This is a genomic window from Pseudomonas sp. ICMP 10191 (assembly GCF_001467335.1).
In the GTDB taxonomy this organism is placed as follows: domain Bacteria; phylum Pseudomonadota; class Gammaproteobacteria; order Pseudomonadales; family Pseudomonadaceae; genus Aquipseudomonas; species Aquipseudomonas cerasi.
Genome location: NZ_LKGW01000024.1, coordinates 67,008 through 92,773, shown reverse-complemented (window position 1 = coordinate 92,773; position 25,766 = coordinate 67,008). Strand labels below are relative to the sequence as shown.

The window sequence follows — 25,766 nt, the reverse complement described above, 5'->3', positions numbered from 1 at the left end:
TGCGGGACGAAAAACGCTGGAGACGTGCCCTACTGACGCACAGGCCTCACCAATACCGAGTAGTAATGCTCCTGCACATAGGCATTGCTATCAGGTTCCGGCACCCCGCGCATGCTGTCGATCGAAGGGAAAAGACCCAGATTCCAGTTCCGTCTGGCGGGCAATTGCGGCGTAACTCCATTTTGATCAGGCTCACGTGCAGGCTCGGACAAGTCCGAGGCCAGCACGCCGGTAATTTGCCCGTTCCGGTCCAGTACTTTCCCCGCCACGAACATGAAATGAAACGGGTAGTCCGATGACGGGCTGCCTTCCAGCCCCCCTCGCTCGATGAAACCGATACCTTCGCCGATCTCGGGAAATGACTGCTCGCCGACAAAATAGTCAGAGTGGCCGCGTGCATTTATCCAAGGCTCAAGCACTGCTGTGGTGATATTCAGGCTCACCAGCTGACCATCCTGCCTGGCGACGACCTCGACATTGGGCACCACTGGAGCCGGATCACCCAGGCTCTCGCCCTTGTAATCGAACGCGACTTGCCCTCCGGCATATTTCGATACCAGGAACTCGGTGCTGGAGATGCAGCTTTCAGGCACCGCTGCCCTGGCTTCCAGCCTCACGTAACCGTCACGATCCGCTGCGATGGAGTGGAACAGGCTCGATGGCACATTAAGCTTGCCGGGTACCAGAACGTCGTCGCTCATGATGTGCAGGTCTTCGTGGTGAACCTGAAGCGTTCCGCTCGCTGTGTCATGAGCGGAATGGGACTCGTGAGTTGCCAAACGACCGGCCGGCCGCCGGGTGCGGATGCTGCAGATCATCTGATCGATGAGATTGCCGCCCTTGAGCGCTGGACGGTTGATCAGCGTGAACTCATGTCCGCCGATGTGACGCACCCAGGGCAGTGCCAGGGTCTCGGCGCGCGACCTGCCTTGCGGTGGTACCAGCAGAAACACCCCGTTGCGCTCATCCCAGTCGGCGCGGTAGATCCTGCCGTTATCCAGCTTGATGTAGTCACGTCCCTCAATCGAGTAACTGCCACGCTTTGGCCCGCTGCTGAGCGCTTCTGCACCGGTCAGGTCGACAATCGCGCTGGCAATCCCCACACCTCGGGTCCGCTCGGGATAAAGGGCGTTATCGATGTGCAGTTGCAATTGCGCACCGCTCAGATGTGTATGCTCGTCCGGCTGCTCCAGACTGGTGACCGACTCATAGGTATAGCCGCGCTGCGAGGAGAGAAAAATGCGTCGCGCATCGGCTTCCGGGACGTCATCAAGGGACAGCACGGCGATACGTTCAATTCTCGACGGGTCGGTAAAACAGGCTTCAATATGATCGATGATCGACCCCGCATGACTCAGGTAAAACTCGTCGTGCATATGCCCCGCCAGCATGCCGAGACGCCTGGCAGGCGAATGGGCGAACCAGGATTTTCCCCCTGACTTCAGGCTGACTTCTGCCATCATCAGGTTGTTGCGGGCCAGCTTCTCCTTAAGCTGACTGACGAAGGCGCTCCGCTCGCTGGCGAGCGGCGGAATGTTTTCCTGAGCAGCCAGAAGCGGCTCGTTCAGACGAAGCTGTCTGAGGATATTTTCCCCCAGGCGTAACTCTCTGGATCTCGATGCCGCTCCCCATTCAACGGTATGGCCCAGCAAGGTATTGGCCAAGGCCGCCTGGTTGCGCGCAGCAAAAAGAATGGCCAGTTCCTCAGGGGTATCGAGTACATAAAACGGATTTTCCACTGTGGTAATGGACGAGGGCAGCCGCGATTTGATTTTGGCCACAGCATCGATGTTCCTGGCGACCCATTGAGGGTTGCGCACATAGGCTTCGTTCGCCGCCTTCGCGCCATAGAACAGCTCCAGCGCAAAGTCATCATGGGCGATGCCGTTGCGATAATCCGACTGGTCGTGCCACAGCTGAGGCAACGCTCGTTTGGGATCGGCGTGCGGGCTGATTTTCTGAAGGCTCAGGGCAACAGGCTGCTGGTCGTGTAACGTCTCGCCCGGCGCCAGCGCCAGGAAGTGCTCGATGGGCAGCGTGCCGCGATAGTGAACGCCGCGATCCGCTTCGATCACCAGTTCCTGTCCGCTGCCATTACTGAGCGTCGCCAGAACACCCGCCACGGTCTTGCTGCCGACCAGACCTTGCAGCGTGTCGCTTATTCGGACGGTCACGAACATGCCTTGAGCCGCGACAATCTGTGCCTGAATTTCAGGCTTGTAGGCCGGTATGGCAGGCAACACCCTGGCGACTTCCATGCGGCTGCCGTCGGCGCGAATGAAGGCGGTCGTCTCAACATCGGTGCCCGCATGTTCGAGTACTTCGACATGACCATTACGCTCGGTGACGTATTTGTGCTCGATCACACCAAGCGCCATGCTCTGCTGGCTTACCCTGCCATCTGCGTCGATGACCCGCACGGAAGCTGTTTCAAGCGCCGCCACGCAGTTGTCATACCAGCTGACTGTGTTGGTGGGAGCCAGAAAACGCTCCGGGCGACCGCTGAAGCCAAGCGGAAAATCCTCGGTGTGGGCAAAACGTGAAAGCTGCGGGGCGTCGACCGTTGACTGCGGGTGCCTGCGCCATTGACCTGCTTCGAGGTCCAGCGCATGCAGAGGTCGCAATTCCGGCCCTGTCAGTCCGCTGACTGTCCGGCAGGCATGGCCGTTGAGCATGTAGATCTTCTCGCTGATTCCACCGAGCAGTACCGCCCGAGCGCCACCTTCGACCATCGCGTTGCCATTCCAGTCGAGGCTCGTGACCTTCCGGCCCGTCGGCAGCTCGGAGATCTGCCCATCCTCCGAGACCCGCCAATAGGAGCTGCTTGTGGATAGGCGACGCCGCGCGAGGTGTGCGCCCTCGGCTTCGCGTTCGATGGCATCGCCGTGCTCGCTGTGTCGGGCCGTTTCGTTCAGATCAGAGCGGTCAGAAACAGCGCGCTCGCTGACGGTCTGTTGATAACGCAGTATCGCGGACCGAAGCCCTTTCACCGCCGATATGCCGCAATGCAGCGCCGAATGCAGACCGACCAGCAGAAAACCGAAGTTCTTCACCGACTCCTCGTAGTCGTTGGCCTTGATCGAATCGCCGAGGGCCTGGACCTGCTGGCTCATCGTCCAGATAGTGGTGCCTTGCAGCATCAGCACACCCGCCACTCTGGGAGGGAGCGTGCGCATTTTGCACAGCACCAGCTCGGCAATGATGTTGAGTGCATCCAGCGCGATGCCGTCATCATTGCCGTCGTAAATATCGAATCCCAGGTTGATGAAGTTGCCCAGCACAGGAATCAGTCCGCCGACCTGATGCACCAGTTGCAGCACATGCTGCGCGCTGGTCGACATGTTCTGAATGTCATCGTCGTTCGCTCGGGCGCTCAACATCTGCCTGAACGCCAGAGCACTGGCTTCAAGCCGGACCTTCTCGTCGGCGCTCAATAACTCGATGCAATGAACCGGCCTGTCACTGTCCGCCAGCGCAATCCCTTCCAGAATCTGCAGGCGCTCGGCGGCAGTACCGGATACCAGCACCAGCCGCTCGGCCTCCAGCATCCGATAGGTTTCGGTCGCCTGAATGGCGTAGGTCTCGGCCTCGAGCCTGAACGCTGCCTGCGGTGCGGTCAGTCGAGCAGGCAGGTGGCCGTTGTTGACGAAGGCAATGTTCGCGTCGAATAAACCCGTCAGCTTCGCTTGCAGCACGTCCAGACTTGCCGTGTAACGTGTTTTAACGGCGAGCGCCTGAGCCAGTTGCCCGAGCCGTTCATCACGATTGTCGGCAAGCGCCAGCTCGCGGCGCAGGTCTTCGTCATACACCACACTCAGCAGGGTTCGATAACCGACCGACTCTTCGTGCCGGAAAAACGTTCCGGTATTGATCCAGCCGGCCCGATAACTGATATCGAACGAAGACCGTGCAATCACCGGCCAGCAGGCTTCATTCAACCCCAGATAACGGCATAGCTCACGCGCCACGAATTCCGGCTGGGTCGGCTGCAGAACGACTTGCAGGCGCTGTTGGTCCTCGAGGTTCTGCGCAATCACTCTGTAGTAGGTGTTGACGGCATCATTCAAGCGCCGGGTATAGGCCGCCTGACGCTGCGCGTGCGGCAACGCCGGCAGGTCCTCCTGGTAATGTGCCAGCAGGTGACGGACCGCACGCAGCAACGTGACAGAGTGGCCGACGTTCCATTGCGCCTCGCGCAACTCATCGGTCAACTCCACGAACCGTGACCTGATGACGTCATAAGCACCCAGCGCCAGGGGATCCACGTATAGAAACGGAGGTTCTTTGCTGCGGATATCGAAGGCTTCGATGTCGATATCGGACAGCGGATAACGACGCTGGACAGGATTGGGCACGATCACTTCCACGATCAGCCGCTCAATATTGATCGCCCCCTCGGCTTCGCCATAGCGAATGGTGTTGATCATGTAAGACGACAGTTCCTGGCGCGCCGCGTCGAAGTATTCCGCAAGGTCCTTCGCGCGCCAGGGATTGACGGTGTGCTGCTCGCGGTAGATGTCGTGGTGGCCATCGCTGTCGTAAACGACCAGTTTCAGCGTGATGCCACCGGTTTGCTGGAGCATTGTCAGCAGCGCGTTTTCGTTGTCTTGCAGCGACGCGCCAAAATGCCGGTAACTGTTCAGCAAGGTGCGGCATCGACCAAGATGCCACTGCATCTCTTTCTTCAGCTCAAGGTCGATGACACCGTAGTCGTCAGTGCCGTGCGCCTGAACCTTGTGCTGCCGAAAGGTGTAGACCTGCGAGGTATCGAGCATGAAACGCTGCTGTTCGGCGAGGGTAAAAGGCAACGCGGGTGCCATCCCCGCAGGATGGGCTTCGCGCTCTCCGGGCAACAGCGCAGTGATCGCCTGCAGCAGATGGTCGCGGGTGGCAGCCAGCGGAATGTCGACGCCGTAGTAATCGAGCAGACCATGCAGTGAGACGGTTTGATCGTCGCGAATGGCCAGGATGCACTTGGCATCTGCCGATTCAAGGTGCGGTACCAACCGGGCCAGGCAGTCGGTGAAACGGATAAATCGCAGGTGCAGGTCAGACAGCGTGGCGTGCGCAGGTTGCCGTCCCTCGGAGATGCCCTGCAGTCGCAGCGAGTGAACCGGCCTGCCTTCATTCATCCTGACATGCAGCACACAGGTGAAAGACTGCCTGAAGTCCACCTGAGACGTGTTGACCAGATCAAGAACGTAGCGCAGGTCTTTACGGCGTACCCCGGGCAACAGATCGTCATCGACCTCGCCAGCCGGACCCGCGCTGGCGATAGCCCTGAGCAACGCCTTGAACCGCTGCAATATCGAACCGCCAAAAGTGACGCCGGCAAACAGCGGCGAGTCGTCGGCCACGGTCATGAATACTCTGTTGGTCATACAGGTGCCGGTCTTCACGTCGCGCATTCGTGCCCGCAGCGTGTTCAGCAACCTGCGGTAATCGCCCCGCGTGCGGTCTATGCGCTCGATTCGGATGCTCGGCGAATGTGACTCGCGCTGATGACTCTGCGCAATATCGAGCGCCGCCTTGGCCAGTTCGTGCTCGGGGCCTGCCTCCAAGGCTGGCGAAGCGACGGAACGGGTAACGCGTTCTGCGCTGTCCCTGAGCACGTTCAGTTCATCGTCGAACAGCACTGATTTCAGGGTGTTCAGGAGCTCGATATCGTCGGCCCATCGCCCGAACACGCTGGCAGCCCCAAGTACCTGAATCTCGTTCAGTAGCGTGAAACCTTCAGGCCGCGGCCGTTGCAGAATGGCGGCCAGTTGCTCGCTGCCTTCGGTTGCCAGCATGTGCTGAAGCCTTTCCCGGCCGGCAACTGGCATGGAAGGAAATGATGAGGTGTGGGTATCGGTCATTGCTGATGCTCCGTGCATTCCAAATGACCGACACCATGCTGTTTCGCGGAAAAACGAGGTAATACATAGATGTTTTCGGACGACACGGGCCAGACACCGGGCAAATACAGGCTCTGCCGTTGTTCGCTACCGCGCGCTGGGAACAAGCTTCTGTTCCTCCAGTCAAACCCTGTGCTTCATCGCCCACTCACGGGCGGTTCGAGCTCGATAAAGGTGACGCAATGAAAACTGCACGCGCAATGGCTTTGGCAACGTTGATGGCAGCGGCTGCAAGCCCTGCATTTGCCTTCAATCTGAATGACGCCGCGAACGCGGTCTCCAATGCCACCAATGGCAATCAGAAAGCCACGGCGGCACCCGAAGTCGCGGGGCTGCTCAATACTCTCGGTACGCAGCTCAATGTCACCCCGGAACAGGCGGTTGGCGGGACAGGTGCGCTGCTCGGGCTGGCGAAGAACAAACTGACCAGCACCGATTATTCGCAGTTGGCCAAATCGGTCCCGGGCCTGGAGCAAATGTCCGGCACTTCCGCACTGGAAAGTCTGGGCGGCGCCAACGGGCTGGGCAGCCTGCTGGGCGGCAAGTCGGGCAATAGCTCGATGCTCAACAGCGCGCTGGGCAACGTGCAGAGCATGGGTGATGTGAACAACGCCTTCAAGGCGTTGGGCATGGACAGCACGATGGTCAGCCAGTTTGCCCCGCTGATTCTGCAATACTTGGGGCAGCAAGGTGCCAGTGGCTCGGCGTTGCAGAGTTTGAGTGGGTTATGGGGTGCCGGGAGCTGAAGCGGACCTTATACGTGTAGCGTTCCTCAATATATCTCCGGTCTTGTACTGCTTTTTTTGCACAGCGCCTGAGATCAACGCACCTGCTGAATTGAAGGCCACACCCACCATGGCGGTGCTGCGGTCTTCAGGAAATTGCCTTGCCCATTTGATAGCAGCCGCCCCAAAGGCGGCCGGGTCGCTTTTTTTCCCCGAATACACTTGCGACGCCAGCCCCGCGTAATGCTCGGCCTGCTTAAAACTTAACTTTCCGTCTCCGTGAGTCGCAAAATGGCGATTCACTTGACGGAGGTTTTTGATGAATGAAGACTGGCTGTCATTGAATCGCTCAAGCGCGTCATCAAGCCATTTTCTACTGCCTTGCAGAGGCATCGATGAGCCAACCGCAGGGATCAACCCTTTGCGGGCTGTTTCAATCACGTCGTTAAATTGCTCGCTGATCAGCTTTACAGACTTTATCGTACGCGTACTGAAAACTGCTACAACCACCTTAAATACTCGCCCCGTCGGATCGACATTATTGACAGGGTTTCCTCCACAGTAGGCATAACCATTTATCCCGCCCTCACCAAACGGGCTCAGCGTATCCGGGCTGTTAAAGCGCATCAGCGTCAGGTTGAATGCGCGAAGTCCATTGCCCAGCAAGTAATATCCAGTGATCGGATCAATCGTCTGCCCTGTAAAACCAGGTACGCTCAGTGCGGATGTTTGCAGGGATCGCAGGCCATAAGGGCTGTAGACAAACGCCTGATTGCGCATGGCATCAAGGCTGTGCAGCACCGAGTTGGCTTGATCTGTCGCAAGCAGATCGAACAGGACTTGATCAGATTCCACACGGCGCAACGCCAGTAAAAGACCCTCTGCCTGAACGACAGAATGGTGGGAAGTGCCCTGTATTGCTGTGGTCAGGCGGTTGTTTCGATAGAAACGCCTGACGACCTCCTGCCCCGCAGGGGCGATGCTTGCCAGTCGGTTCAGTGCGTCGTAACGGTATAGGCCGATCGGCGAAACATGGGGCAATGACATGAGAGCGGATTCCGGCAACATTAAAGGCCAGTTTCATCCGCCCGTTTCGCCTCGTCTACCTGTCAGAACTGTCAGTGCCCAGGCAACTCCAGCCGCAACGCCGCAATACGCGCATCCTTTTCGTCCCAGAGCTGATTGACCCAACCCTGCACTTTCTCGCGAAATGCAGGATCGTTTTCGTAATCGCCCTGCCACAGCGCCGGGTCCAGCTCGCGGGTTCGGATGTCGACGATCACGTTGGAAACCCGGCCGCAGAGCATGTCCCAGAAACCGGGAATGCCTGAATCGGGATACACGACCGTCACGTCCAGGATGGCATCGAGTTGCTCGCCCATTGCCGCCAGCACGAAGGCAACGCCGCCGGCCTTGGGCTTGAGCAGATGGGTATAAGGCGAGCCCTGGGCCGCATGTTTGGCCGTGGTGAAGCGCGTGCCTTCCAGGTAGTTGACGATGGTCACCGGCTGGCGCTTGAACAGTTCACACGCGGCCTTGGTGATTTCCAGGTCCTTGCCCTTGAGCTGCGGATGTTTCGCCAGGAACGCCTTGCTGTAGCGCTTCATGAAGGGGTAGTCCAGCCCCCACCACGCGAGGCCCAGCAACGGTACCCAGATCAACTCTTTTTTCAGGAAGAACTTGAAGAACGGCGTGCGCCGGTTGAGTGCCTGGACCAGCGCGGGGATATCCACCCACGACTGGTGATTGCTGATAACCAGGTAGGACGTGTCACCGCGCAGCCCTTCATCGCCACGGATGTCCCACTGCGTCGGTATGCAGGTGGCGAAGATGACCTTGTCGATCTCGGCCCAAGTTTCGGCGATCCACATCACCGCAGCCGAACAGCGATCGCGCATACGGCCTCTGAACAGCAGTTTGAGCAGCGCAAAAATCAATAGCGGACCGATAAGCACCAGCGTATTGATCAGTAACAGCAGGGCAACAAAACAGCCGGTGAACAGACGGCGCATGACGGACTCTTGAAGGTTCAGGGGCGGCAATAATAAAGACCCACGCGTTTTACGCCAATTACACAGGTGCTTACAAATGTTTCACGTCTCGGCCTTTATGCTGACGTCATATTCATCCTGACGAACCTACTGCAGGTTCGCTGTCTAAAAACGGGCGCCAATCAGGCGCTGACTATTGCGAGGAACCTCTCACGTGAAACCGATCCTGGCGCTATTGTCTTTGCTGGCCCTGCCGGTCATGGCCGCTGAACCGACGTTGTATGGTCGCTACGAGAACATTAAGGTTGCGGAAATAGGCCAGACCTTCAAGGCCAAGATGGACACCGGCGCACTGACCGCCTCGCTGTCGGCAAAGGACATCGAGTTGTTCAAACGCGATGGTGATGACTGGGTACGTTTCCGCCTGGCAACCAAGGGTGCGGACGACAAGGTGTATGAGCACAAGGTCTCGCGGATCAGCAAGATCAAGGGACGCGCCGAAGGTGACGACGACGATGACGAAAGCATCAACCCCGCCAAGCGCCCTGTCGTTGACCTGGAACTGTGTCTGGGCGACAAGAAGCGTACGGTCGAGGTCAACCTGGTGGACCGCAGCCACTTCAACTTCCCGCTGTTGATCGGTGCCAAGGCGTTGCGTGAGTTCGACGCCGCGGTCAACCCGGCCCGCCGTTATACCGCTGACGAGCCTGATTGCTGAGGTTATCCACAGTCCTCAGTATCGTGTGACGCTCCGCGCCCGATCCGGGATGTGCGGCACAGCGTAGATCTGTGACGCAGAGCGTCACCCACGGCATTCCCACGCTGGAGCGTGAGGAACGATCACCTTGTAACTATCGTGCCCATGCTCCGCGTGGGTATGCATTTCTGGACGCTCCGCGTCCTATCCGGAATGTGCGGCGCGGCGCAGATCTGTGACGCAGAGCGTCACACACGGCATTCCCACGCTGGAGCGTGAGGAACGATAGCCGCCCGCAAGAACACCATCGTGCCCATGCTCCGCGTGGGTATGCCGTTCTGGACGCTCTGCGTCCTATCCGAGATGTGCGGCGCGGCGCGGTGCGGCGCAGATTGACTCAGACCGGCGGCTGGGTCGCGATCATCGACGGGCGTTGACTGACGTCCAGATACCAGGCGGCCAGTCGCGGATAAGTGCTGCGCCAGTTCAGATCCGGCTGGCGGAAATCCAGATATCCAAGTGCAGCGGCGACGCTGATCGATGCGACATCGAAGGACGTGCTGAGCTCGGTGACCGCGTCGCTTTCGAAGTAATGCAGCGAGCGCTCAATCTTCTGCTGCTGGTTGTCCAGCCACTGATTCCAGTGTTTTTCCTGCGGACGCAAGGCAGTTTCGTAGCGGATCATTACCGCTGCATCCAACACCGCATCGGCCAGCGAAGCCAGGGTCAGGCGCCTCCAGCGTGCCGAGCCTTCCCGGGGGATCAGTGGCAGGCCCACGTGCTGGTGGTCGAGATAATCAAGAATCACCCGGCTGTCATGAATGACGTTGCCGTCAGCCAGCCTTAGCGCGGGAAGTTTACCGGCCGGGTTGTCTTCATTGAGCTCGGCAGACGGGCTGACCGGTGTCAGCACTGTGGTCTGCAACTCGACGCGATCGAGCTGAGCGGTTTCATGCAGCATCACCATCACCTTGCGGGCGAAGGGTGAAGCCTCGTTGAAGTACAACGTCATCGTGGGCGCTGACATGGGTATTCCTCGAATGAGACAGGATCCTAGACTAGTCAGCCTGTGACGCGTCTGCAATCAGCGTTTCAATCAGCCGCGCCGCACCAGCAAGCCCTTGATGCTCAACAGGGCAGCCGTCCCCATGCCCAGCCACGCCAGCGTATCCCACCAGCCATCGCCCAGCAGCGCGGCGAACAAGCCGACGCCGATAAGCAGCGCTATCACGGCGGGTATCGCAAAGGTCCTCCAGAATCGCGATGGCCTGGAACTCATTGCGCCACCTGGGCCCGAACCATGCTCACCGAGCGCGCGGCACGACGCCTCACCCACCACAGGTAGACGCCGCTGCCGAGTACGATGATGGTCAGCACGTCCAGCACTGCCCAGAGAATCTTCATCGGCATGCCGCCGTAATCACCGAAATGCAAAGGTTGCGACATGCCCAGAGCGTCCATATACCAGGGACGTTCGACCACGGCGGTGACTTGCAGGGTCTGCGCGTCGATCAGCACCGGTGTGGCGAGGTGCGCAGTCAGGTGTGTATTGCCTTTGAGGAACACCGCGTAATGATGCTCGCTGGAGAAGCGCGTGCCGGGGAAAGCGATGAAATCGGCCTGCATGCCGGGCGCAGCGGATTCGGCAATTTCCAGCAATCGAGTCGCCGGGGCGCGCTGGGTCAATGGCGGCGCGTCCTTGTAAGGGGCAATCATGGTCGCCAGCGCATCATTGCGCCAGGAGGCAATCAGCAGATCGGCGCAGGCGCTGATGACCCCCGTCACGCCGACCACCAGCGCCCAGGTCAATGTCACTACGCCGATCAGGTTGTGCAGGTCCAGCCAACGCGTACGCCTGGATTTATTGACCCGCACCTGGCCGAACTCCAGCTTGCGCATGAACGGCGCATACAACACGGTCCCGGAAACGATCGCCACCACAAACAGCAAGCCCATGAACGCCAGCAGCAATTTGCCGGGCAGGTTGGCGTACATGTCTACATGCAGGCGCAGCATGACCATCATGAAGCCGCCGTTGGCAGAAGGCATCTCCAGCGCCTCACCGGTGCGCGCATCGAGGGCGAAGGTGTGCGAGGAGTTGGGCTCGGTGCCGGCGGTTGCAGCGGTGATTGCCATTACGCCATTGGGGTCTTCGTCGTCCCAGCCGAAATACTGCATCACCTCACCGGGGCGATGCGCTTCGGCTGCCCTGGCCAGTTGCTCCAGATCCAGGCGTGGTGTGTCGGCAGGCATCTCCCGGTAATGCGGAGCGTCGCCGAGCAGATGATCGATTTCATGATGAAAGATCAGCGGCAGGCCGGTGACAGCCAGCATCAACAGGAACAGGGTGCAAATCAGGCTGCTCCAGGTATGCACGATGGACCAGCGGCGCACGGTTTGGCTTTTCATGGTTTATCCACAGACGAAGAGACGCAACGCTACGCGCGTCCCCGAAATGACTTGTAAGACTAAGCCGCTCGAAACCGAAAAAGTGTCAGGGCGATCCGCTGTCTGCATGAACGGGTATGTTTCAGAGTTTTGCCGGAGGATTACCGGGCTGTTGATCCCTGGGCAGCACGGACACCCACCACGCCGTGTGTTGTTCTATCTGCACAGGCAAGGTCGGCAGCAGCGCCTTGAGCGCCAGGTCAGTGTCTTTCAACGGGAAGGTACCGGTAACCCGCAGATCAGCCACCTTCGGGTCGACGCCCAGATGTCCTGCCCGGTAACGCCCCAGTTCAGCGAGCATGTCCGCCAGCCGCGCGTTGTCCACCACCAGCATGCCGCGCGTCCAGGCGTCGACACCGGAAGGCATGCCAAGCAACGGGCCAAGTCCGTTGCGGGTCAGCAGCACCTGTTGGCCCTCGCGCAGAACCTGTTCACCGGAAGCATTGCGCGGGTGGGCGACAACCGCCGATTGCAACACGCTGAGCCGTGTTCCATCGGACTCGCGCCGGACCAGAAAACGCGTTCCCAGAGCGCGCATCTTTCCATCCGCCGTCTCGACGATGAAGGGCCGCGGGTCGTCATGATCGCCGGTCTGCACCAGTATTTCACCGTCCTGCAGAATGACCCGACGTTGCTGCGCATCGAAGCGCACATCGATTGCGCTGTGGGTGTTAAGGCGAATCAGAGTGTTGTCCGCCAAACGCACGTCACGCTGTTCACCGGTGGCGGTGCGCTGGTCGGCAAGCCAGTAATCTATCGGCAGATAGCGGTCGCCGACGAACAATGCCAGACCCAAGGCCATGAACACCCCGGCCAGACCGCCACCGAGCTTGCGCAAACTGTGTCGCAGGGCACCCGGCGACTGTTGCAACACCTTGCGTGCCGGACCTGCGGGCAAAGCAAAGCGCTGATTGACCATGCCCAACTGGCTCCAGGCCCGGGCATGCTCTTCATCGGCTGCCAGCCAGCGCGCCAGTTCGGCGTCATTGCCGTCGTTGCTGTCCATGTTCAGTTGCCACTGGATGGCCGCATCGAGCACGCGGGCAGAGACCGGTCTGGCGTTCACGTCGGCTCACCGTAAAGTGCCACGTAGCACTGACGCATGGCCTGAGCCAGGTATTGCCTGACGCGCGAGACCGAAACGCCCAGCCTCTCGGCAATCTCAGCGTGACTCATGCCGTCGAGGCGACTGTACAGAAAGGCTGCCCGCGCCTTGCTGGACAATGTGCCGAGCATGCTGTCGATCGCCTTGAGGTCTTCCAGAATCAGCATCTGCTCTTCCGGAGAGGGCTGCTCGGCCTCGGGCACCTGCATCAACTCCCCAAGATAGGCCTGCTCCAGCGCAGCGCGTCGGAAGTGATCGAACATCAAGCCTTTGGCGACGGTTGCCAGGAAAGCACGCGGTTCTCTGGGCGTGAGCAATTCATGGCGCCCCAGCAAGCGCACAAACGTGTCCTGACTCAAATCCTGAGCACGTTGCGGGCAGGCGACATTGCGTCTGAGCCAGGCCAGCAGCCAACCGCGATGATCGCGATACAGCGCACCAACGATCTCGCTATGAGTGCTTGGGACTGACGACACGAATGGCCTCGATGAGAAAGTTCTAACTAAAGAGAATCATTCGCGATTGTGGCAGAGCGGAGGGATAGTGGCAATTCGCGTCTGTCGGGAGGCGGGTCTGAATCGAGTGGGCGCTCGTGCCCATGCTCAGCGCCATTGCGAAGCGGAGCGTCGGGAAATGCAGTCTCACGCTGAAGCGTGAGGAACAAGAATCCTGTAACTATCGCGCCGATGCTCCAGTGTGAAATACATTCACGCTGGAGCGTGCACAACGACAGGCGTCCCGGGAGGACGCCTGGGCGTTAGATCAGGCCTGGTGGCTGATCTCGCGCAGCGGCTTGCCGCGTGACGGCTTGTCGCCTGCGACGAAGTAGTCGGCCGTACTGCGTGGCAGCGGCTGGCGACCACGGATCTTGTCGGCGATTTTCTCGGCGATCATGATCGTCGGTGCATTCAGGTTACCGGTGGTGATGATCGGCATGATCGAGGCATCGACCACACGCAGGCCTTGCAGGCCATGCACGCGACCCTGACCATCGACAACCGCCATTTCGTCGGTGCCCATCTTGCACGAGCAGGACGGGTGATAAGCCGTCTCGGCATGCTCACGCACGAACTGGTCCAGTGCCTCGTCAGACTGCACGTCGATGCCGGGGCTGATTTCGCGGCCACGGTACGGGTCCAGTGCCGGCTGCTGCATGATCTCGCGCGTCAGGCGGATGCCATCGCGAAACTCCTGCCAGTCCTGCTCGCTGGCCATGTAGTTGAACAGGATGCTCGGGTACTCGCGCGGGTCTTTGGATTTGACCTGCACGCGGCCACGGCTCGGCGAACGCATGGAGCCGACGTGAGCCTGGAAACCGTGTTCCTGAACGCCCTTGGTGCCGTTGTAGTTAATCGCGACCGGCAGGAAGTGGTACTGAATGTTAGGCCATTCGAACGCTTCACTGGAGCGAATGAAACCACCGGCTTCAAACTGGTTGCTCGCACCGATACCTGTACCGAGGAACATCCACTCGGCACCGATGGCAGGCTGGTTCCACCACTTCAGCGAAGGGTACAGCGACACCGGCTGGGTGCAGGCGTACTGCAGGTACATCTCCAGGTGATCCTGAAGGTTCTGGCCAACGCCCGGCAGGTCATGAACCACCGGAATATCCAGCTTGTTCAGCACTTCGGCCGGGCCGACGCCGGAACGCTGGAGAATCTGTGGCGAAGCGATCGCGCCGCCACACAGCAGCACTTCCTTGCGGGCACGGGCCTGGATGCGGGTGTCGCTGTCACCTATCAGGTACGCCACGCCGACGGCACGCTTGCCTTCGAACAGAATGCGATCGGTGAGCGCGTGAGTGACGATGGTCAGGGTCGAGCGCTTCTTGGCCTCGTCCAGATAACCACGGGCGGTACTGGCGCGACGACCGTTAGGCGTCACGGTGCGGTCCATCGGACCGAAACCTTCCTGCTGATAACCGTTGAGGTCGTCAGTGCGCGGGAAACCGGCTTGCACGCCCGCCTCGACCATCGCGTGGAACAGCGGATTGTTGCCCGCCTTGGGCGTGGTCACGCTGACCGGACCTTCACCACCGTGGTAGTCGTTCGGGCCGATGTCGCGGGTTTCGGCCTTGCGGAAGTACGGCAGGCAGTCGAGGTAGCTCCAGTCTTCGAGACCCGGCTCCTTGGCCCAGCCGTCGTAGTCCATCGCGTTGCCGCGGATGTAGCACATGCCGTTGATCAGCGATGAGCCGCCCAGGCCTTTACCGCGGCCGCATTCCATGCGGCGGTTGTTCATGTGCGGCTCTGGCTCGGTCTCGTAGGCCCAGTTGTAGCGACGGCCCTGCAGCGGAAATGCCAGGGCGGCAGGCATCTGGGTGCGGAAATCCAGCCGGTAGTCCGGGCCACCGGCTTCGAGCAGCAGAACGGTGACGCCTGCGTCTTCGGTGAGACGGGCTGCCAGGGTGTTACCGGCCGAGCCGGCACCAATGATGATGTAGTCGTATTCGGATTGAGTCGTCATAGAGGCTCCCTCATAGAGCTGCGAGTTTCAAGCCTTGGCCGCAAGCAGAAGCAGCGAGGCGATACTCGTGAAAATGGGGTGCGGCAGGCAGCTTTTGAGTGCGTCTGCTTGAGGCCTGCCGCGTGCCACTGAAACCGTGTTTAGAAAACCGAGGCGTAATCGCCCAGTTCGATTTGTACCGACTTGATGCGCGTGTATTGGGCCAGCGAGCTGATGCCGTTCTCACGACCGACGCCCGACTGCTTGTAGCCGCCGACCGGCATTTGTGCTGCCGACTCGCCCCAGGCGTTGATCCAGCAGATACCGGCTTCCAGCAGATGAATCACGCGGTGGGCGCGGTTCAGGTCGCGGGTCACGATGCCTGCAGCCAGACCGAAGTCGGTGTCGTTGGCGCGACGCACCACTTCGTCTTCGGTGTCGTAACCGAGGATGCTCATCACCGGGCCGAAGATTTCTTCACGCACGATGGTCATCTCGTCGGTGCAGTCGGTGAACACGGTCGGCGCAACGAACGCGCCCTTGTCGAACACACCGCCGGTCAGGCGATCGCCGCCGCACAACAGACGTGCGCCCTGCTCTTTGCCCTTGGCGATATAACCCAGCACGCTTTCCATGTGCTCGAAGCTGACCAGCGGGCCGAAATTGATAGTTTCGTCTTCCGGGTTGCCGGCGCGGATGCGCTTCACACGCTCGAGGATTTTCGCTTCGAACTCGGCTTTCAGAGCGTTCGGCACGAACACGCGGGTGCCGTTGGTGCAGACCTGACCGGAACTGTAAAAGTTGGCCATCATCGCGATATCGGCCGCACGGTCCAGATCGGCGTCGTCGAACACGATCAGCGGTGATTTGCCGCCCAGCTCCATGGTCACTTCCTTGAGCGACGAGCTCGAGGCGCTGGCCATGACTTTCTTACCAGTGTCGGTGCCGCCGGTGAAGGAGACTTTCTCGATGCGCGGGTGCTCGGTGATCCAGGTACCGACTTCACGGCCGCTGCCGGTCAGCACGTTGAATACGCCGTTCGGTACGCCCGCTTCGGTGTAGATTTCTGCCAGCTTCAGGGTGGTCAGCGAAGTGACTTCACTCGGCTTGAAGATCATCGCGTTACCCGCGGCCAGCGCCGGGGCGGATTTCCACAGTGCGATCTGGATCGGGTAGTTCCAGGCGCCGATACCGGCCACCACACCCAGCGGCTCGCGGCGGGTGTACACGAATGAAGAGTCGCGCAGCGGAATCTGCTCACCTTCGATGGCGGGTACAAGACCTGCGTAGTATTCCAGCACGTCGGCACCGGTCACGATGTCCACGTAGCGGGTTTCGGAGATGGCCTTGCCGGTGTCCAGCGTTTCCAGAGCGGCCAGTTCATCGTTGCGCTCACGCAGGATGTCGACGGCACGGCGCAGGATGCGCGAACGCTCAACGGCGGTCATAGCGGCCCAGATTTTCTGGCCCTTTTCGGCGGCGACGACGGCGCGCTCGACATCGTCCTTGCCGGCGCGCTGGATCTGCGCCAGGACTTCGCCGTTCGCCGGATTGATGGCGTCGAAGGTTTCAGGGTTGCTGGCATCGACATAACCGCCATCGATGTAAAGTTTCTGCAGTTCAAAACGGGCCATAAAGTCCTCGCAAATTCAGTGGGGGGGCGATGACTGATTTCAGTGTGCCGGGTTCGTTCGGCAACAGGCTTTTACAGTCGTTCGGTAAGGGGCTTCGAAAGCCTCAGCTCGCCGATTTCGCCAATTGGAAATCCATGTACTCGTAAGCGATCCGTTGCGCTTGCTCGGTGTCGAATGCATCGCCTGACAGCGCGCCTCTCAGCCACAACCCGTCTATCAGGGCTGCCAGCCCGCGGGCGGCGCTGCGTGCCTGTTCCAGTGGCAAGGTGCGGCGGAACTGACAGCACAGGTTCGAATACAAACGGTGGTCGTTGATGCGCTGCAATCGGTGCAGCGAAGGGTGATGCATGCTGGTCGCCCAGAAGGCCAGCCAGGTTTTCATGGCCGGGCCGCTGACCTGACTGGCGTCGAAGTTGCCTTCGATGATCACTTGCAGGTGAGCCCTGGGGCTGTCCTCGGTCAGCGCCTGACGGCGTTCGCGGACGTTCTGGATCAAGGCGTTCATCAGATGCCGCATCGTGGCGGCGATCAGGCCGTTCTTGTCCTGAAAATAGTGACTGATGATGCCGTTGGACACGCCTGCCAGTCGCGCAATCAGCGCAATGCTGGCATCGCCCATACCGACCTGATCGACCGCAGTCAGCGTGGCCTGGATCAACTGTTGGCGGCGGATGGGTTGCATTCCGACCTTGGGCATTGGCGCGATTCTCCCGGGTGTCTGCAGTGATCGTTGTACCAAAACGGTGAGGCCAGTCTAAAGATTTTTTATTGAACGATCAATCAATAAAAATAATAGGCGGGTTTTCGCCGGTAAACGGCAAGCTGAAAAGCGCCTGAATGCGGGGGTTCTGGAGGATGCGTCAAGGCGCAGATTTGTGACGCGGAGCGTCACCCACTGCATTCCCACGCTGGAGCGTGAGGAACGATATCTCAACTATCGTGCTCAGCTTCATCCTCAACTATCGTGCGACGCTCCGCGTCCGGTCTTCAGCGCTGGAACAGTCAATCCTGCAAAACCACATCCGCCAGTTGATCAATCGCTTCCTGCCGCTCCGCCTGATTCGGTTTGGCGTGCGGGTTGAGTGTGGACCATTGCGGGTGGGCGCGGGCGCGGTTCAGGGGCTCGGGGATTTTGCCTTTGCGCCAGGTCTTGTCCTGCGGTGTGGTCAGTTCGATGCTGTGCAGAGCCGCGTGGCCCCTGACACCCAGCGCCAGCAGCAAGTGGCGCTGACGCAGGGCGAGCAGGCGCAGTACCGCATCATCGACGGTCAGTTCTCTGCGCCCCTTGAACTTGCCGAGCAACCGGCCTCCGTAGCTGCGCGCCGTGGATAACGCACCACCAGCAATCGCGCCGACCAAAGCCGCCGCGCCAAGCGTTACGCCGCCGACCATCAGGTCGACCCCTGCACCGGCCGCAGCGCCAGCCGCCACCCCGCCGCCAACACGCACGCCCATCAACTTCAGGGTTTCCGGGTTGAACAGATCATCACCCCAACGACCGTCCATCAACGGCAAATCGCTGCTGGACACATCATCCTTGCGAAACGCATACAGCTTGAGCAGCGCCTCGACACATTGCTGTTCGCGCTGGCGAACCGCCTTGCGCAGCGCTTCCACAGCCTGCTGCTCCTGCTCGGCAGTGGTTTCGACGCTACGCCGGCATGCCGCACAATCAATCAGCAGTTCGGCGATCAGGCGAGCAGCGCTGTGACGTTTGGCCGTGCGCTGTTTTTCCTGATCCTCAATCAAACGCTCGAGCCGCGGCCGCGCGCTTTCCAGCAGAAGCGCCAGGCTTTCATACAGACGTCGACCGCCGTCTTCCGGCGGTGCGACGCTGTCGAAGCGCACCAGTGCATGCAGCCCCAGGCGTGAAAGCGCTTCGCGCCACTCCGGCTCGCGGTGTTGCTGTGCACTGACGAAATTCAGCACCGGCAGCAGTGGCTTGCCACAACTGGCCAGCACCGCCAGCTCATCACGGTACTTGGCGAGTACCGGTTCGCGTGCATCGATCACATACAGTCCAGCGTCCGAGCCGAGCAACTGGCGCATGACTTTGGCCTCCTGCTCAAAACGCTGGCGCGCCTCGCTGCCCTCCAGAAAGCGCGCCAGTCGCGCCGGTCCGTCCAGACGCTCGCCGGGACGGTCCAGGCGCTCCAGATAATCGAGCAGTGCGATAGCGTCTTCCAGGCCAGGCGTGTCGTAAAGCTCGACCAAGGCCTCGCCGTCCACAGAAAGGCGCGCGCCTTCGACATGACGAGTCGTGCTGGGGCGATGGGACACTTCGCCAAAGCTGACATCACCGGTCAGGGTACGCAGCAGCGAGGTCTTGCCGACGTTGGTATGACCGACCACCGCCAGCTTGATCGCACGAGTGCTGTCTGCTTCAGTCATGGCCTGTCTCCAGCCAGTTCAAGGGCGCACTGTCGGCGTGTGGCAACTGCAGCTGATCCAGCGCGACATGCCAGTCGCCAAGGCGCTCGGGGTCAAGCCTCTGCCCGGCAGGCGCGGGCAGCAGCCAGATGCGCGCTGCACCGGCGCAGCGTGCCAGTTCGGCGATCAACGCCAGACTGCCACGGTCCGGCGAGCGGCGCGGGTCGCAGGCGATCACTATGCGCGCAGGCGGATACTGGGTCAGTTGCTCCAGCAGCTTGTGGCGCGACTCACGGCTGTCGAGAACACCTGCATCAGCAACACCCGACGGCAGCGATGGCGGCCAGACCTGCTGATCATCCAGCTCGATGGCCACCAGCAACGCGCCGTCGCTTTCGCTCGCCCCTGCGCCGGACTGCACCTGATGCAGTGCGGCAGGCTCGGCATCGTTGACACCCAGGCGCTCGCTGCTGGGCATCAGGCGCTCACGCAATTCAAGATATTCGGGCAAATCCAGATCAAGGCGCAGCGCTGCCCTGCCCTGCTTCCAGCGCCACAGGCAGAACCCGGCCAGCAAAAGACGCGGCACGATGCCGTACACCAGCAGCACACCGACCAGCCATGCCGCCCAGGCCTGACGCGCATTCTCGATACTCAACGCGCCATTGCCGCTGGAGCGAATCATGGTTTCGTCCGGCACACTGAACCCCAGCCACGCCGGGATCGTACTGAGCGTCTGGGTAAGGCTGACGAACGTGTCGCTGCTCAGAATGGTGGTTTCCCAGACAAACCCGTAGCGTCGGGTCGCCATCAGCATCAACAGCAACACCAGCGCAGTGAGTAACGCCAGCAGCCACAGGCTGTGAACCACCAGCCCAAGCGCCCAGCGGTTCAAGCGCTGGCGTTGCAGCAGCAAAACCAGCGCGGGGGCAAGCTGCGCGGCCTGGGCGTCACGGGCGAGTTTTTCGCTCAGCCACAGCCACACTCGGCCCAGCCCGGTGTTACTGCGCCCGGCGAAGATCAGGCCCAGCGCCCAGGTCAGCAACAGCACAAGGTTCAGCCCCAGCAGGCTGCCCAGCGCCCAGAACACATTGACCGCTGCCTGCCCGTCGCCCATTGCAGCGAACGCCAAGCCCGCGCCACTGATCACCGAGAGCACCGCCAGCGCAATCAACGCCAGCCGTGCGCCCTGCTTCCAGTGGTGCAGTGCGCCAAGCATGCCGTCGCGCTGCGCCAGGCCGAGGGCGCGGTGGGTAATGCGCGCAGTCAGGTCGCCTCCGGCAGCGCGGGCACGGCGATTGGCTTCCTGATCATCCAGCACGCCCGCCTGCTGTTCACGCAGGCGCACGGCTTCGGTCAGCCAGAGGGTATCGAGGGGGGTCAGTGCAGTCACACAGTGTCTCTTGATTGAATTCAGCGGTGAGCATAACCGCAGTCATGGGACTGAGCACGGCGCATGTCAGTTCATTCGCCTGCCCTGCGACCTCTGATATCCTCGCGGCATGAAAACTCATCTCCCCCTCAGCCTGATTGCCGCCCTTGGTGAAAACCGAGTGATTGGCGTCGACAATTCCATGCCCTGGCATTTGCCGGGGGATTTCAAATACTTCAAGGCAACGACGCTCGGCAAGCCGATCATCATGGGCCGCAAGACCTGGGATTCGTTGGGTCGCCCGCTGCCTGGCCGCCTCAACCTGGTGGTCAGCCGCCAGACTGATCTGCAGCTTGAAGGCGCGGAAGTCTTCGCTTCGCTGGACGCCGCCGTCGTGCGCGCCGAGCAGTGGGCGCAGGAACAGGGTGTCGACGAGGTGATGCTGATCGGCGGCGCGCAGCTTTATGCCCAGGGCCTTCCCGAGGCGGATCGCCTGTACCTGACTCGCGTGGCACTGAGCCCTGATGGCGACGCGTGGTTTCCTGAATTCGATACGGCGCAGTGGGCGCTGGTATCCAACATCGAAAACGCCGCCGTCGATGACAAACCTGCCTACAACTTCGAAGTGTGGGAACGCGTCTGATCAGCAATTTCTGGAGCAATTGCGGCCGCTGACGAAAAACTGCAACAAAAGTGTCGTTTTTGGTTTCACTGTCGCAAATAAAGAGGCAAACGGCGTCATTTGGCCTTTTTCGGGTCGCTGACGTACTTTTGCCTTCACAATAATTTGTTACGGTCTGCCCCTTCGTTTTTTCGACAAGGGGAAATCGCCTATGAAACTCGTGCCAAAACTGTTGGCTGCTGCCGTCTGCTTCGGGCTTGCCAGCCAGGCTATCGCGGCCACCGAATTGAAGCATTGGCCCGAGCCTGCTGCCAAGGCGCTCGACGCGATGATTGCGGCGAATGCCAACAAGGGCAATTACGCAGTCTTCGACATGGACAACACCAGCTACCGCTTCGACCTCGAAGAGTCGCTGCTGCCGTACATGGAAAACAAAGGCCTGATCACCCGCGAAAAACTCGATCCCTCGCTCAAGCTGATCCCCTTCAAAGACACCGCCGAGCACAAGGAAAGCCTGTTCAGCTACTACTATCGTCTTTGCGAAATAGACGACATGGTCTGCTACCCGTGGGTCGCGCAGGTGTTTTCCGGCTTTACGCTTCAGGAGCTCAAAGGCTATGTCGATGAGCTGATGGCCCTGAAAAAGCCGATCCCTGCGACCTACTACGAAGGCGATACCGTCAAGCAGCTCAATGTCGAACCGCCGCGGGTATTCACCGGGCAGACCGAGCTGTACAACAAGCTGATGGAAAACGGCATCGAGGTGTATGTGATGACCGCCGCGTCCGAAGAGCTGGTGCGTATGGTCGCTGCCGATCCGAAGTACGGCTACAACGTCAAACCGCAGAATGTGATCGGCGTGAGCACGCTGCTCAAGGACCGCAAGACAGGCGAGCTGACCACGGCACGCAAGCAGATCACAGCGGGCAAGTACGATCCGAAAAGCAACATGGGTCTGGAGCTGACGCCATACCTGTGGACACCGGCAACCTGGATGGCGGGCAAGCAGGCGGCCATTCTGACCTACATCGACCAGTGGAAAAAACCGGTCCTGGTCGGCGGCGATACCCCGACCAGCGACGGCTACATGCTGTTTCACAGCGTCGACGTGAGCAAGGGCGGCGTGCACTTGTGGATCAACCGCAAGGACAAGTACATGACCCAGCTGAACGGCATGATCAAGGACAATGCCGAAGCTCAGGCCAAGGAGAAGCTGCCGGTCACGGCGGACAAGAACTGGGTGATCGTCAAGCCGGACGAGATTCAGTAAGCGACACGACATTGCGGGTTGTCAGCAACCCGCAAACCCGGTCAGTCGACTTTCTCGAACTTCAGATCCCAGACGCCGTGTCCGAGCTTCTCGCCACGGCGCTCGAACTTGGTGATCGGCCGTTCCGCAGGGCGCGGAACGTACTGGTTGTCTTCGGCCTGGTTGCGATAACCGGGCGCCACGCTCATCACTTCCAGCATGTATTCCGCGTACGGGCCCCAATCAGTGGCCATGTGGAACACGCCGCCTGCCTTCAGCTTGCTGCGCACCAGTGCGGCGAATTCAGGCTGCACGATGCGGCGCTTGTGGTGACGACTCTTGTGCCACGGGTCCGGGAAGAACAGCATCAGTCGATCCAGGCTGTTGTCCGCAACGCAGCGGTTCAGCACTTCAATGGCGTCGCAATCGTAGACGCGCACATTGGTCAGCCCCTGGGTGAGTACGCCGTTGAGCAATGCGCCTACGCCTGGAGAGTGCACCTCGACACCGATGAAGTCGTGCTCGGGAGCCGCAGCGGCCATTTCCAGCAGCGAGTGGCCCATGCCGAAGCCGATTTCCAGCGTACGCGGCGCAGAGCGACCGAATACCTGATCGAAATCAACAGGCGTGTCGGTCAGCGACAGGCCATACAGCGGGAGGCCTTGATCGAGGCCGCGCTGCTGACCTTCGGTCATGCGGCCGGCACGCATCACAAAACTCTTGATGCGGCGGTGCGGGCGCTCTTCGCCTTCTTCGACAGCAGGCGACTCTGGGTGCGGAACGTGCGAATCAGTCATCAACGGGCTCTTACTTGATCAGGCCATCCAGCGGCGAAGACGCGCTGGCATAGAGTTTTCGTGGCATGCGCCCGGCCAGGTAGGCCAGACGACCGGCAATTACGGCGTGCTTCATGGCTTCGGCCATCATCACCGGCTGCTGGGCATGGGCGATGGCCGAGTTCATCAATACGGCTTCACAGCCCAGTTCCATCGCGATGGTGGCATCGGAGGCAGTACCGACACCGGCATCGACCAGCACCGGCACTTTGGTTTCTTCAAGAATGATCTGCAGGTTGTACGGGTTGCAGATACCCAGGCCGCTGCCGATCAGGCCGGCCAGCGGCATGATCGCGATACAGCCGATTTCGGCCAGCTGACGGGCGATAATCGGGTCATCACTGGTGTAGACCATCACGTCGAAACCGTCCTTGACCAGGATCTCGGCAGCCTTGAGGGTTTCGATCACATTCGGGAACAGGGTTTTCTGGTCGGCCAGCACTTCGAGCTTGACCAGATTGCGGCCGTCGAGCAGTTCGCGGGACAGGCGGCAGGTGCGCACGGCCTCGGTCGCATCGAAGCAGCCAGCGGTGTTCGGCAATATGGTGTAGCGATCAGGCGGCAGCACGTCCAGCAGGTTCGGCTCGCCGGGATTCTGGCCCAGGTTGGTACGGCGCACGGCAACGGTCACGATCTCGGCGCCCGAGGCTTCGATGGCCAGACGGGTCTGTTCCATATCGATGTACTTGCCGGTGCCTACCAGCAGGCGCGACTCGAAAGTCCGACCGGCCAGGACGAAGGGCTTGTCGCTGCGAACATTGCTCATCGGAAATCCTCATAACGTGCAGATTGGGTTGGGCGCAGTGCGGATTGCGAACTAGCCACCGCCAATGGCATGAACCACTTCGACCTGATCGCCTTCACTCAGGACGGTCGCCGCATGTTGACTGCGCGGCACGATATCCAGGTTCAGTTCCACCGCGACCCGGCGCCCTGCAAGGTCCAGACGGGTCAGCAATGCCGCGACGGTTTCGCCATCGGGCAATTCAAAGGGTTCGCCGTTCAACTGAATGTGCATGCGAGAGCAGCCATCATTTTAGGGGGCCAGCATTCTAGCCCGATCAGCCGGTATGACCAAGGCAAAGCCACGCCATTCGTCTCAAGCGCGGCCTGCTTTCCGGGGAGCAGGCGCTCAAGGAGGCGAGCCCAGCCTCCAGGCCGCCAGACCGAGCATCGACCAGCCGAACAGAAATGCCAGCCCACCGAACGGCGTGATGATGCCCAGCTTGCTGAAACCGGTCAGGGTCAGCGCGTAGAGGCTGCCGGAAAACAGCAGAATACCGACCGCGAAGGAGAATCCGGCCCAGGTGATCAGGCGCCCGGGGATGTGCGTTGCCAGGATCGCCACGCCGAGCAGGGCCAGCGCGTGAATCAGTTGATAAAGCACACCGGTGTGGAACACCGCCAGATACTCGGCACTCAGGCGTTCCTTGAGACCGTGGGCAGCAAATGCGCCCAGGGCGACACCGGTGAAGCCGAAGAAAGCGGCCAGCATCAAAAAGCTACGAAGCATCAGGAACTCCAGTGAAAAATCGTCGAAAGGCGCACGGTCTGTATAATGGCCCGCTCAACGGGTTCGGCCAAGCCATCTCTATGCTGCAGTCTATTCTTCGTCGTATTGTCAAAGCCCTGCTGTGGTTCGCCGCAGGCAGTGTTCTCGTGGTTCTGGTTTTGCGCTGGGTGCCGCCACCGGGCAGTGCGCTGATGGTCGAGCGCAAAGTCGAATCCTGGGTCGATGGCGAGCCTATCGACCTGCAACGCGACTGGGAACCGTGGGACAAAATCTCCGACGACCTGAAAATTGCGGTCATTGCCGGCGAAGACCAGAAGTTTGCCGAGCATTGGGGTTTCGACGTCGACGCCATTCAAGCGGCCATCCTGCACAACGAGCGCGGCGGCTCGATACGCGGTGCCAGCACGCTCAGCCAGCAGGTGTCGAAAAACCTGTTCCTGTGGTCCGGCCGCAGCTACCTGCGCAAGGGGCTGGAAGCCTGGTTCACCATGCTGATCGAGCTGCTCTGGTCCAAGGAGCGCATCCTCGAGGTGTACCTCAACAGTGTCGAGTGGGACGAAGGTGTATTCGGCGCCCAGGCTGCGGCGCAACATCACTTCCGCACCAACGCCAGCGCGCTTTCCGCCCAGCAGGCCAGCTACCTCGCCGCCGTCCTGCCCAACCCGCGCCAGTGGAGCGCCAGCCACCCGAGCAGCTATGTCTCCCGCCGCGCGGGCTGGATTCGTCAGCAAATGCGTCAATTGGGTGGGGATGAGTATTTGCAGGGGTTGAACAACAGTCGTCGCTGGTTATGGGCTGGCGCTAGTTCGGATAAGAGNCGCCCCGATTGTCTCGGGGCGTTTTTCGTTGTTAGGCAGCC

At 60.4% G+C, this 25,766-nt stretch carries 21 protein-coding genes and 1 pseudogene; 5 read left to right on the top strand and 17 right to left on the bottom strand.

Going from position 1 to position 25,766, the window contains the following annotated elements; all coding sequences use genetic code 11:
* Window positions 1-29 precede the first annotated feature (29 nt).
* Window positions 30-5,858 (bottom strand): hypothetical protein, encoded by a 5,829-nt coding sequence (locus tag AO388_RS03650; RefSeq protein ID WP_058416057.1) that lies wholly within the window; start codon window positions 5,856-5,858, stop codon window positions 30-32.
* A gap of 221 nt (window positions 5,859-6,079) precedes the next feature.
* On the opposite strand from AO388_RS03650, the gene AO388_RS03645 reads away from it, so the two are divergent.
* Window positions 6,080-6,643: a DUF2780 domain-containing protein gene (locus AO388_RS03645; RefSeq protein ID WP_003372491.1), complete on the top strand. Its 564-nt coding sequence runs from the start codon at window positions 6,080-6,082 to the stop codon at window positions 6,641-6,643.
* Here AO388_RS03645 and AO388_RS03640 read toward each other — a convergent pair.
* Window positions 6,623-7,669 (bottom strand): RHS repeat-associated core domain-containing protein, encoded by a 1,047-nt coding sequence (locus AO388_RS03640; RefSeq protein ID WP_236713892.1) that lies wholly within the window; start codon window positions 7,667-7,669, stop codon window positions 6,623-6,625. The two genes, AO388_RS03645 and AO388_RS03640, sit on opposite strands and share 21 nt — an antisense overlap.
* Before the next feature lie 71 nt (window positions 7,670-7,740).
* Window positions 7,741-8,634, bottom strand: a complete 894-nt coding sequence (locus AO388_RS03635) for an acyltransferase (RefSeq protein ID WP_003432549.1) — start codon at window positions 8,632-8,634, stop codon at window positions 7,741-7,743.
* A 193-nt stretch (window positions 8,635-8,827) separates the two neighbouring features.
* Between AO388_RS03635 and rloA2 the strand changes: the two genes are divergently transcribed.
* Window positions 8,828-9,331, top strand: coding sequence for a retropepsin-like aspartic peptidase RloA2 (rloA2, locus tag AO388_RS03630; RefSeq protein ID WP_003432546.1), 504 nt, complete (start codon window positions 8,828-8,830; stop codon window positions 9,329-9,331).
* A 376-nt stretch (window positions 9,332-9,707) separates the two neighbouring features.
* Here the strand turns inward: rloA2 and AO388_RS03625 are convergent, their stop codons facing one another.
* From AO388_RS03625 to AO388_RS03580, 10 genes are all read right to left on the bottom strand, one after another.
* The gene (locus tag AO388_RS03625; protein ID WP_058416055.1) at window positions 9,708-10,337 is read right to left on the bottom strand and encodes a glutathione S-transferase family protein; all 630 of its coding nucleotides are present in this window, start codon (window positions 10,335-10,337) and stop codon (window positions 9,708-9,710) included.
* Between the two features lie 69 nt (window positions 10,338-10,406).
* On the bottom strand, window positions 10,407-10,589 hold the full coding sequence (locus AO388_RS03620) for a hypothetical protein (protein WP_002555613.1): 183 nt from the start codon (window positions 10,587-10,589) through the stop codon (window positions 10,407-10,409).
* Entirely contained in the window at window positions 10,586-11,719 is a 1,134-nt protein-coding gene (locus tag AO388_RS03615; RefSeq protein ID WP_003432543.1) for a PepSY-associated TM helix domain-containing protein, read from the bottom strand. Before AO388_RS03615 ends, AO388_RS03620 begins: the two co-directional genes overlap by 4 nt.
* 121 nt (window positions 11,720-11,840) lie before the next feature.
* Complete coding sequence (locus tag AO388_RS03610) at window positions 11,841-12,824, bottom strand: FecR domain-containing protein (RefSeq protein WP_058416054.1); 984 nt, start codon at window positions 12,822-12,824, stop codon at window positions 11,841-11,843.
* The gene (locus AO388_RS03605) at window positions 12,821-13,339 is read right to left on the bottom strand and encodes an RNA polymerase sigma factor (protein WP_003372500.1); all 519 of its coding nucleotides are present in this window, start codon (window positions 13,337-13,339) and stop codon (window positions 12,821-12,823) included. The genes AO388_RS03610 and AO388_RS03605 overlap by 4 nt, the downstream gene beginning before the upstream one ends.
* Window positions 13,340-13,625: 286 nt before the next feature.
* Window positions 13,626-15,332 carry a choline dehydrogenase gene (betA, locus tag AO388_RS03600; protein WP_058416053.1) on the bottom strand — a complete coding sequence of 569 codons (1,707 nt, stop codon included), beginning with the start codon at window positions 15,330-15,332 and terminating at the stop codon, window positions 13,626-13,628.
* Window positions 15,333-15,472: 140 nt separating this feature from the next.
* Entirely contained in the window at window positions 15,473-16,945 is a 1,473-nt protein-coding gene (gene betB / locus AO388_RS03595; RefSeq protein WP_058396369.1) for a betaine-aldehyde dehydrogenase, read from the bottom strand.
* 103 nt (window positions 16,946-17,048) lie between these two features.
* Window positions 17,049-17,642 carry a transcriptional regulator BetI gene (betI, locus tag AO388_RS03590; RefSeq protein WP_002555619.1) on the bottom strand — a complete coding sequence of 198 codons (594 nt, stop codon included), beginning with the start codon at window positions 17,640-17,642 and terminating at the stop codon, window positions 17,049-17,051.
* A gap of 305 nt (window positions 17,643-17,947) precedes the next feature.
* Window positions 17,948-19,336, bottom strand: coding sequence for a DUF3482 domain-containing protein (locus tag AO388_RS03585; RefSeq protein WP_003372506.1), 1,389 nt, complete (start codon window positions 19,334-19,336; stop codon window positions 17,948-17,950).
* Window positions 19,329-20,708, bottom strand: a complete 1,380-nt coding sequence (locus tag AO388_RS03580) for a DUF2868 domain-containing protein (RefSeq protein ID WP_003432536.1) — start codon at window positions 20,706-20,708, stop codon at window positions 19,329-19,331. Before AO388_RS03580 ends, AO388_RS03585 begins: the two co-directional genes overlap by 8 nt.
* Before the next feature lie 109 nt (window positions 20,709-20,817).
* Here AO388_RS03580 and AO388_RS03575 point away from each other — a divergent pair, with 109 nt between their 5' ends.
* Together AO388_RS03575 and AO388_RS03570 are read left to right on the top strand one after the other, a co-directional pair.
* Window positions 20,818-21,330: a dihydrofolate reductase gene (locus AO388_RS03575; protein WP_003432534.1), complete on the top strand. Its 513-nt coding sequence runs from the start codon at window positions 20,818-20,820 to the stop codon at window positions 21,328-21,330.
* Between the two features lie 190 nt (window positions 21,331-21,520).
* Complete coding sequence (locus AO388_RS03570) at window positions 21,521-22,579, top strand: hypothetical protein (RefSeq protein ID WP_024661887.1); 1,059 nt, start codon at window positions 21,521-21,523, stop codon at window positions 22,577-22,579.
* Between the two features lie 41 nt (window positions 22,580-22,620).
* Here the strand turns inward: AO388_RS03570 and trmB are convergent, their stop codons facing one another.
* From trmB to AO388_RS03550, 4 genes are all read right to left on the bottom strand, one after another.
* A complete protein-coding gene (trmB, locus tag AO388_RS03565) occupies window positions 22,621-23,268 on the bottom strand; it encodes a tRNA (guanosine(46)-N7)-methyltransferase TrmB (protein ID WP_216818618.1) in 648 nt (215 codons plus the stop codon).
* 97 nt (window positions 23,269-23,365) lie between these two features.
* Window positions 23,366-24,160 carry a thiazole synthase gene (locus tag AO388_RS03560; RefSeq protein ID WP_003304387.1) on the bottom strand — a complete coding sequence of 265 codons (795 nt, stop codon included), beginning with the start codon at window positions 24,158-24,160 and terminating at the stop codon, window positions 23,366-23,368.
* A 51-nt stretch (window positions 24,161-24,211) separates the two neighbouring features.
* Window positions 24,212-24,412 carry a sulfur carrier protein ThiS gene (gene thiS, locus AO388_RS03555; RefSeq protein ID WP_003372514.1) on the bottom strand — a complete coding sequence of 67 codons (201 nt, stop codon included), beginning with the start codon at window positions 24,410-24,412 and terminating at the stop codon, window positions 24,212-24,214.
* Window positions 24,413-24,526: 114 nt separating this feature from the next.
* Entirely contained in the window at window positions 24,527-24,907 is a 381-nt protein-coding gene (locus AO388_RS03550) for a DUF423 domain-containing protein (protein WP_003372515.1), read from the bottom strand.
* Between the two features lie 80 nt (window positions 24,908-24,987).
* Here AO388_RS03550 and mtgA point away from each other — a divergent pair.
* Window positions 24,988-25,695 (top strand): annotated as a pseudogene (gene mtgA, locus AO388_RS03545) (monofunctional biosynthetic peptidoglycan transglycosylase); the annotation flags it as partial.
* Window positions 25,696-25,766: the final 71 nt, after the last annotated feature.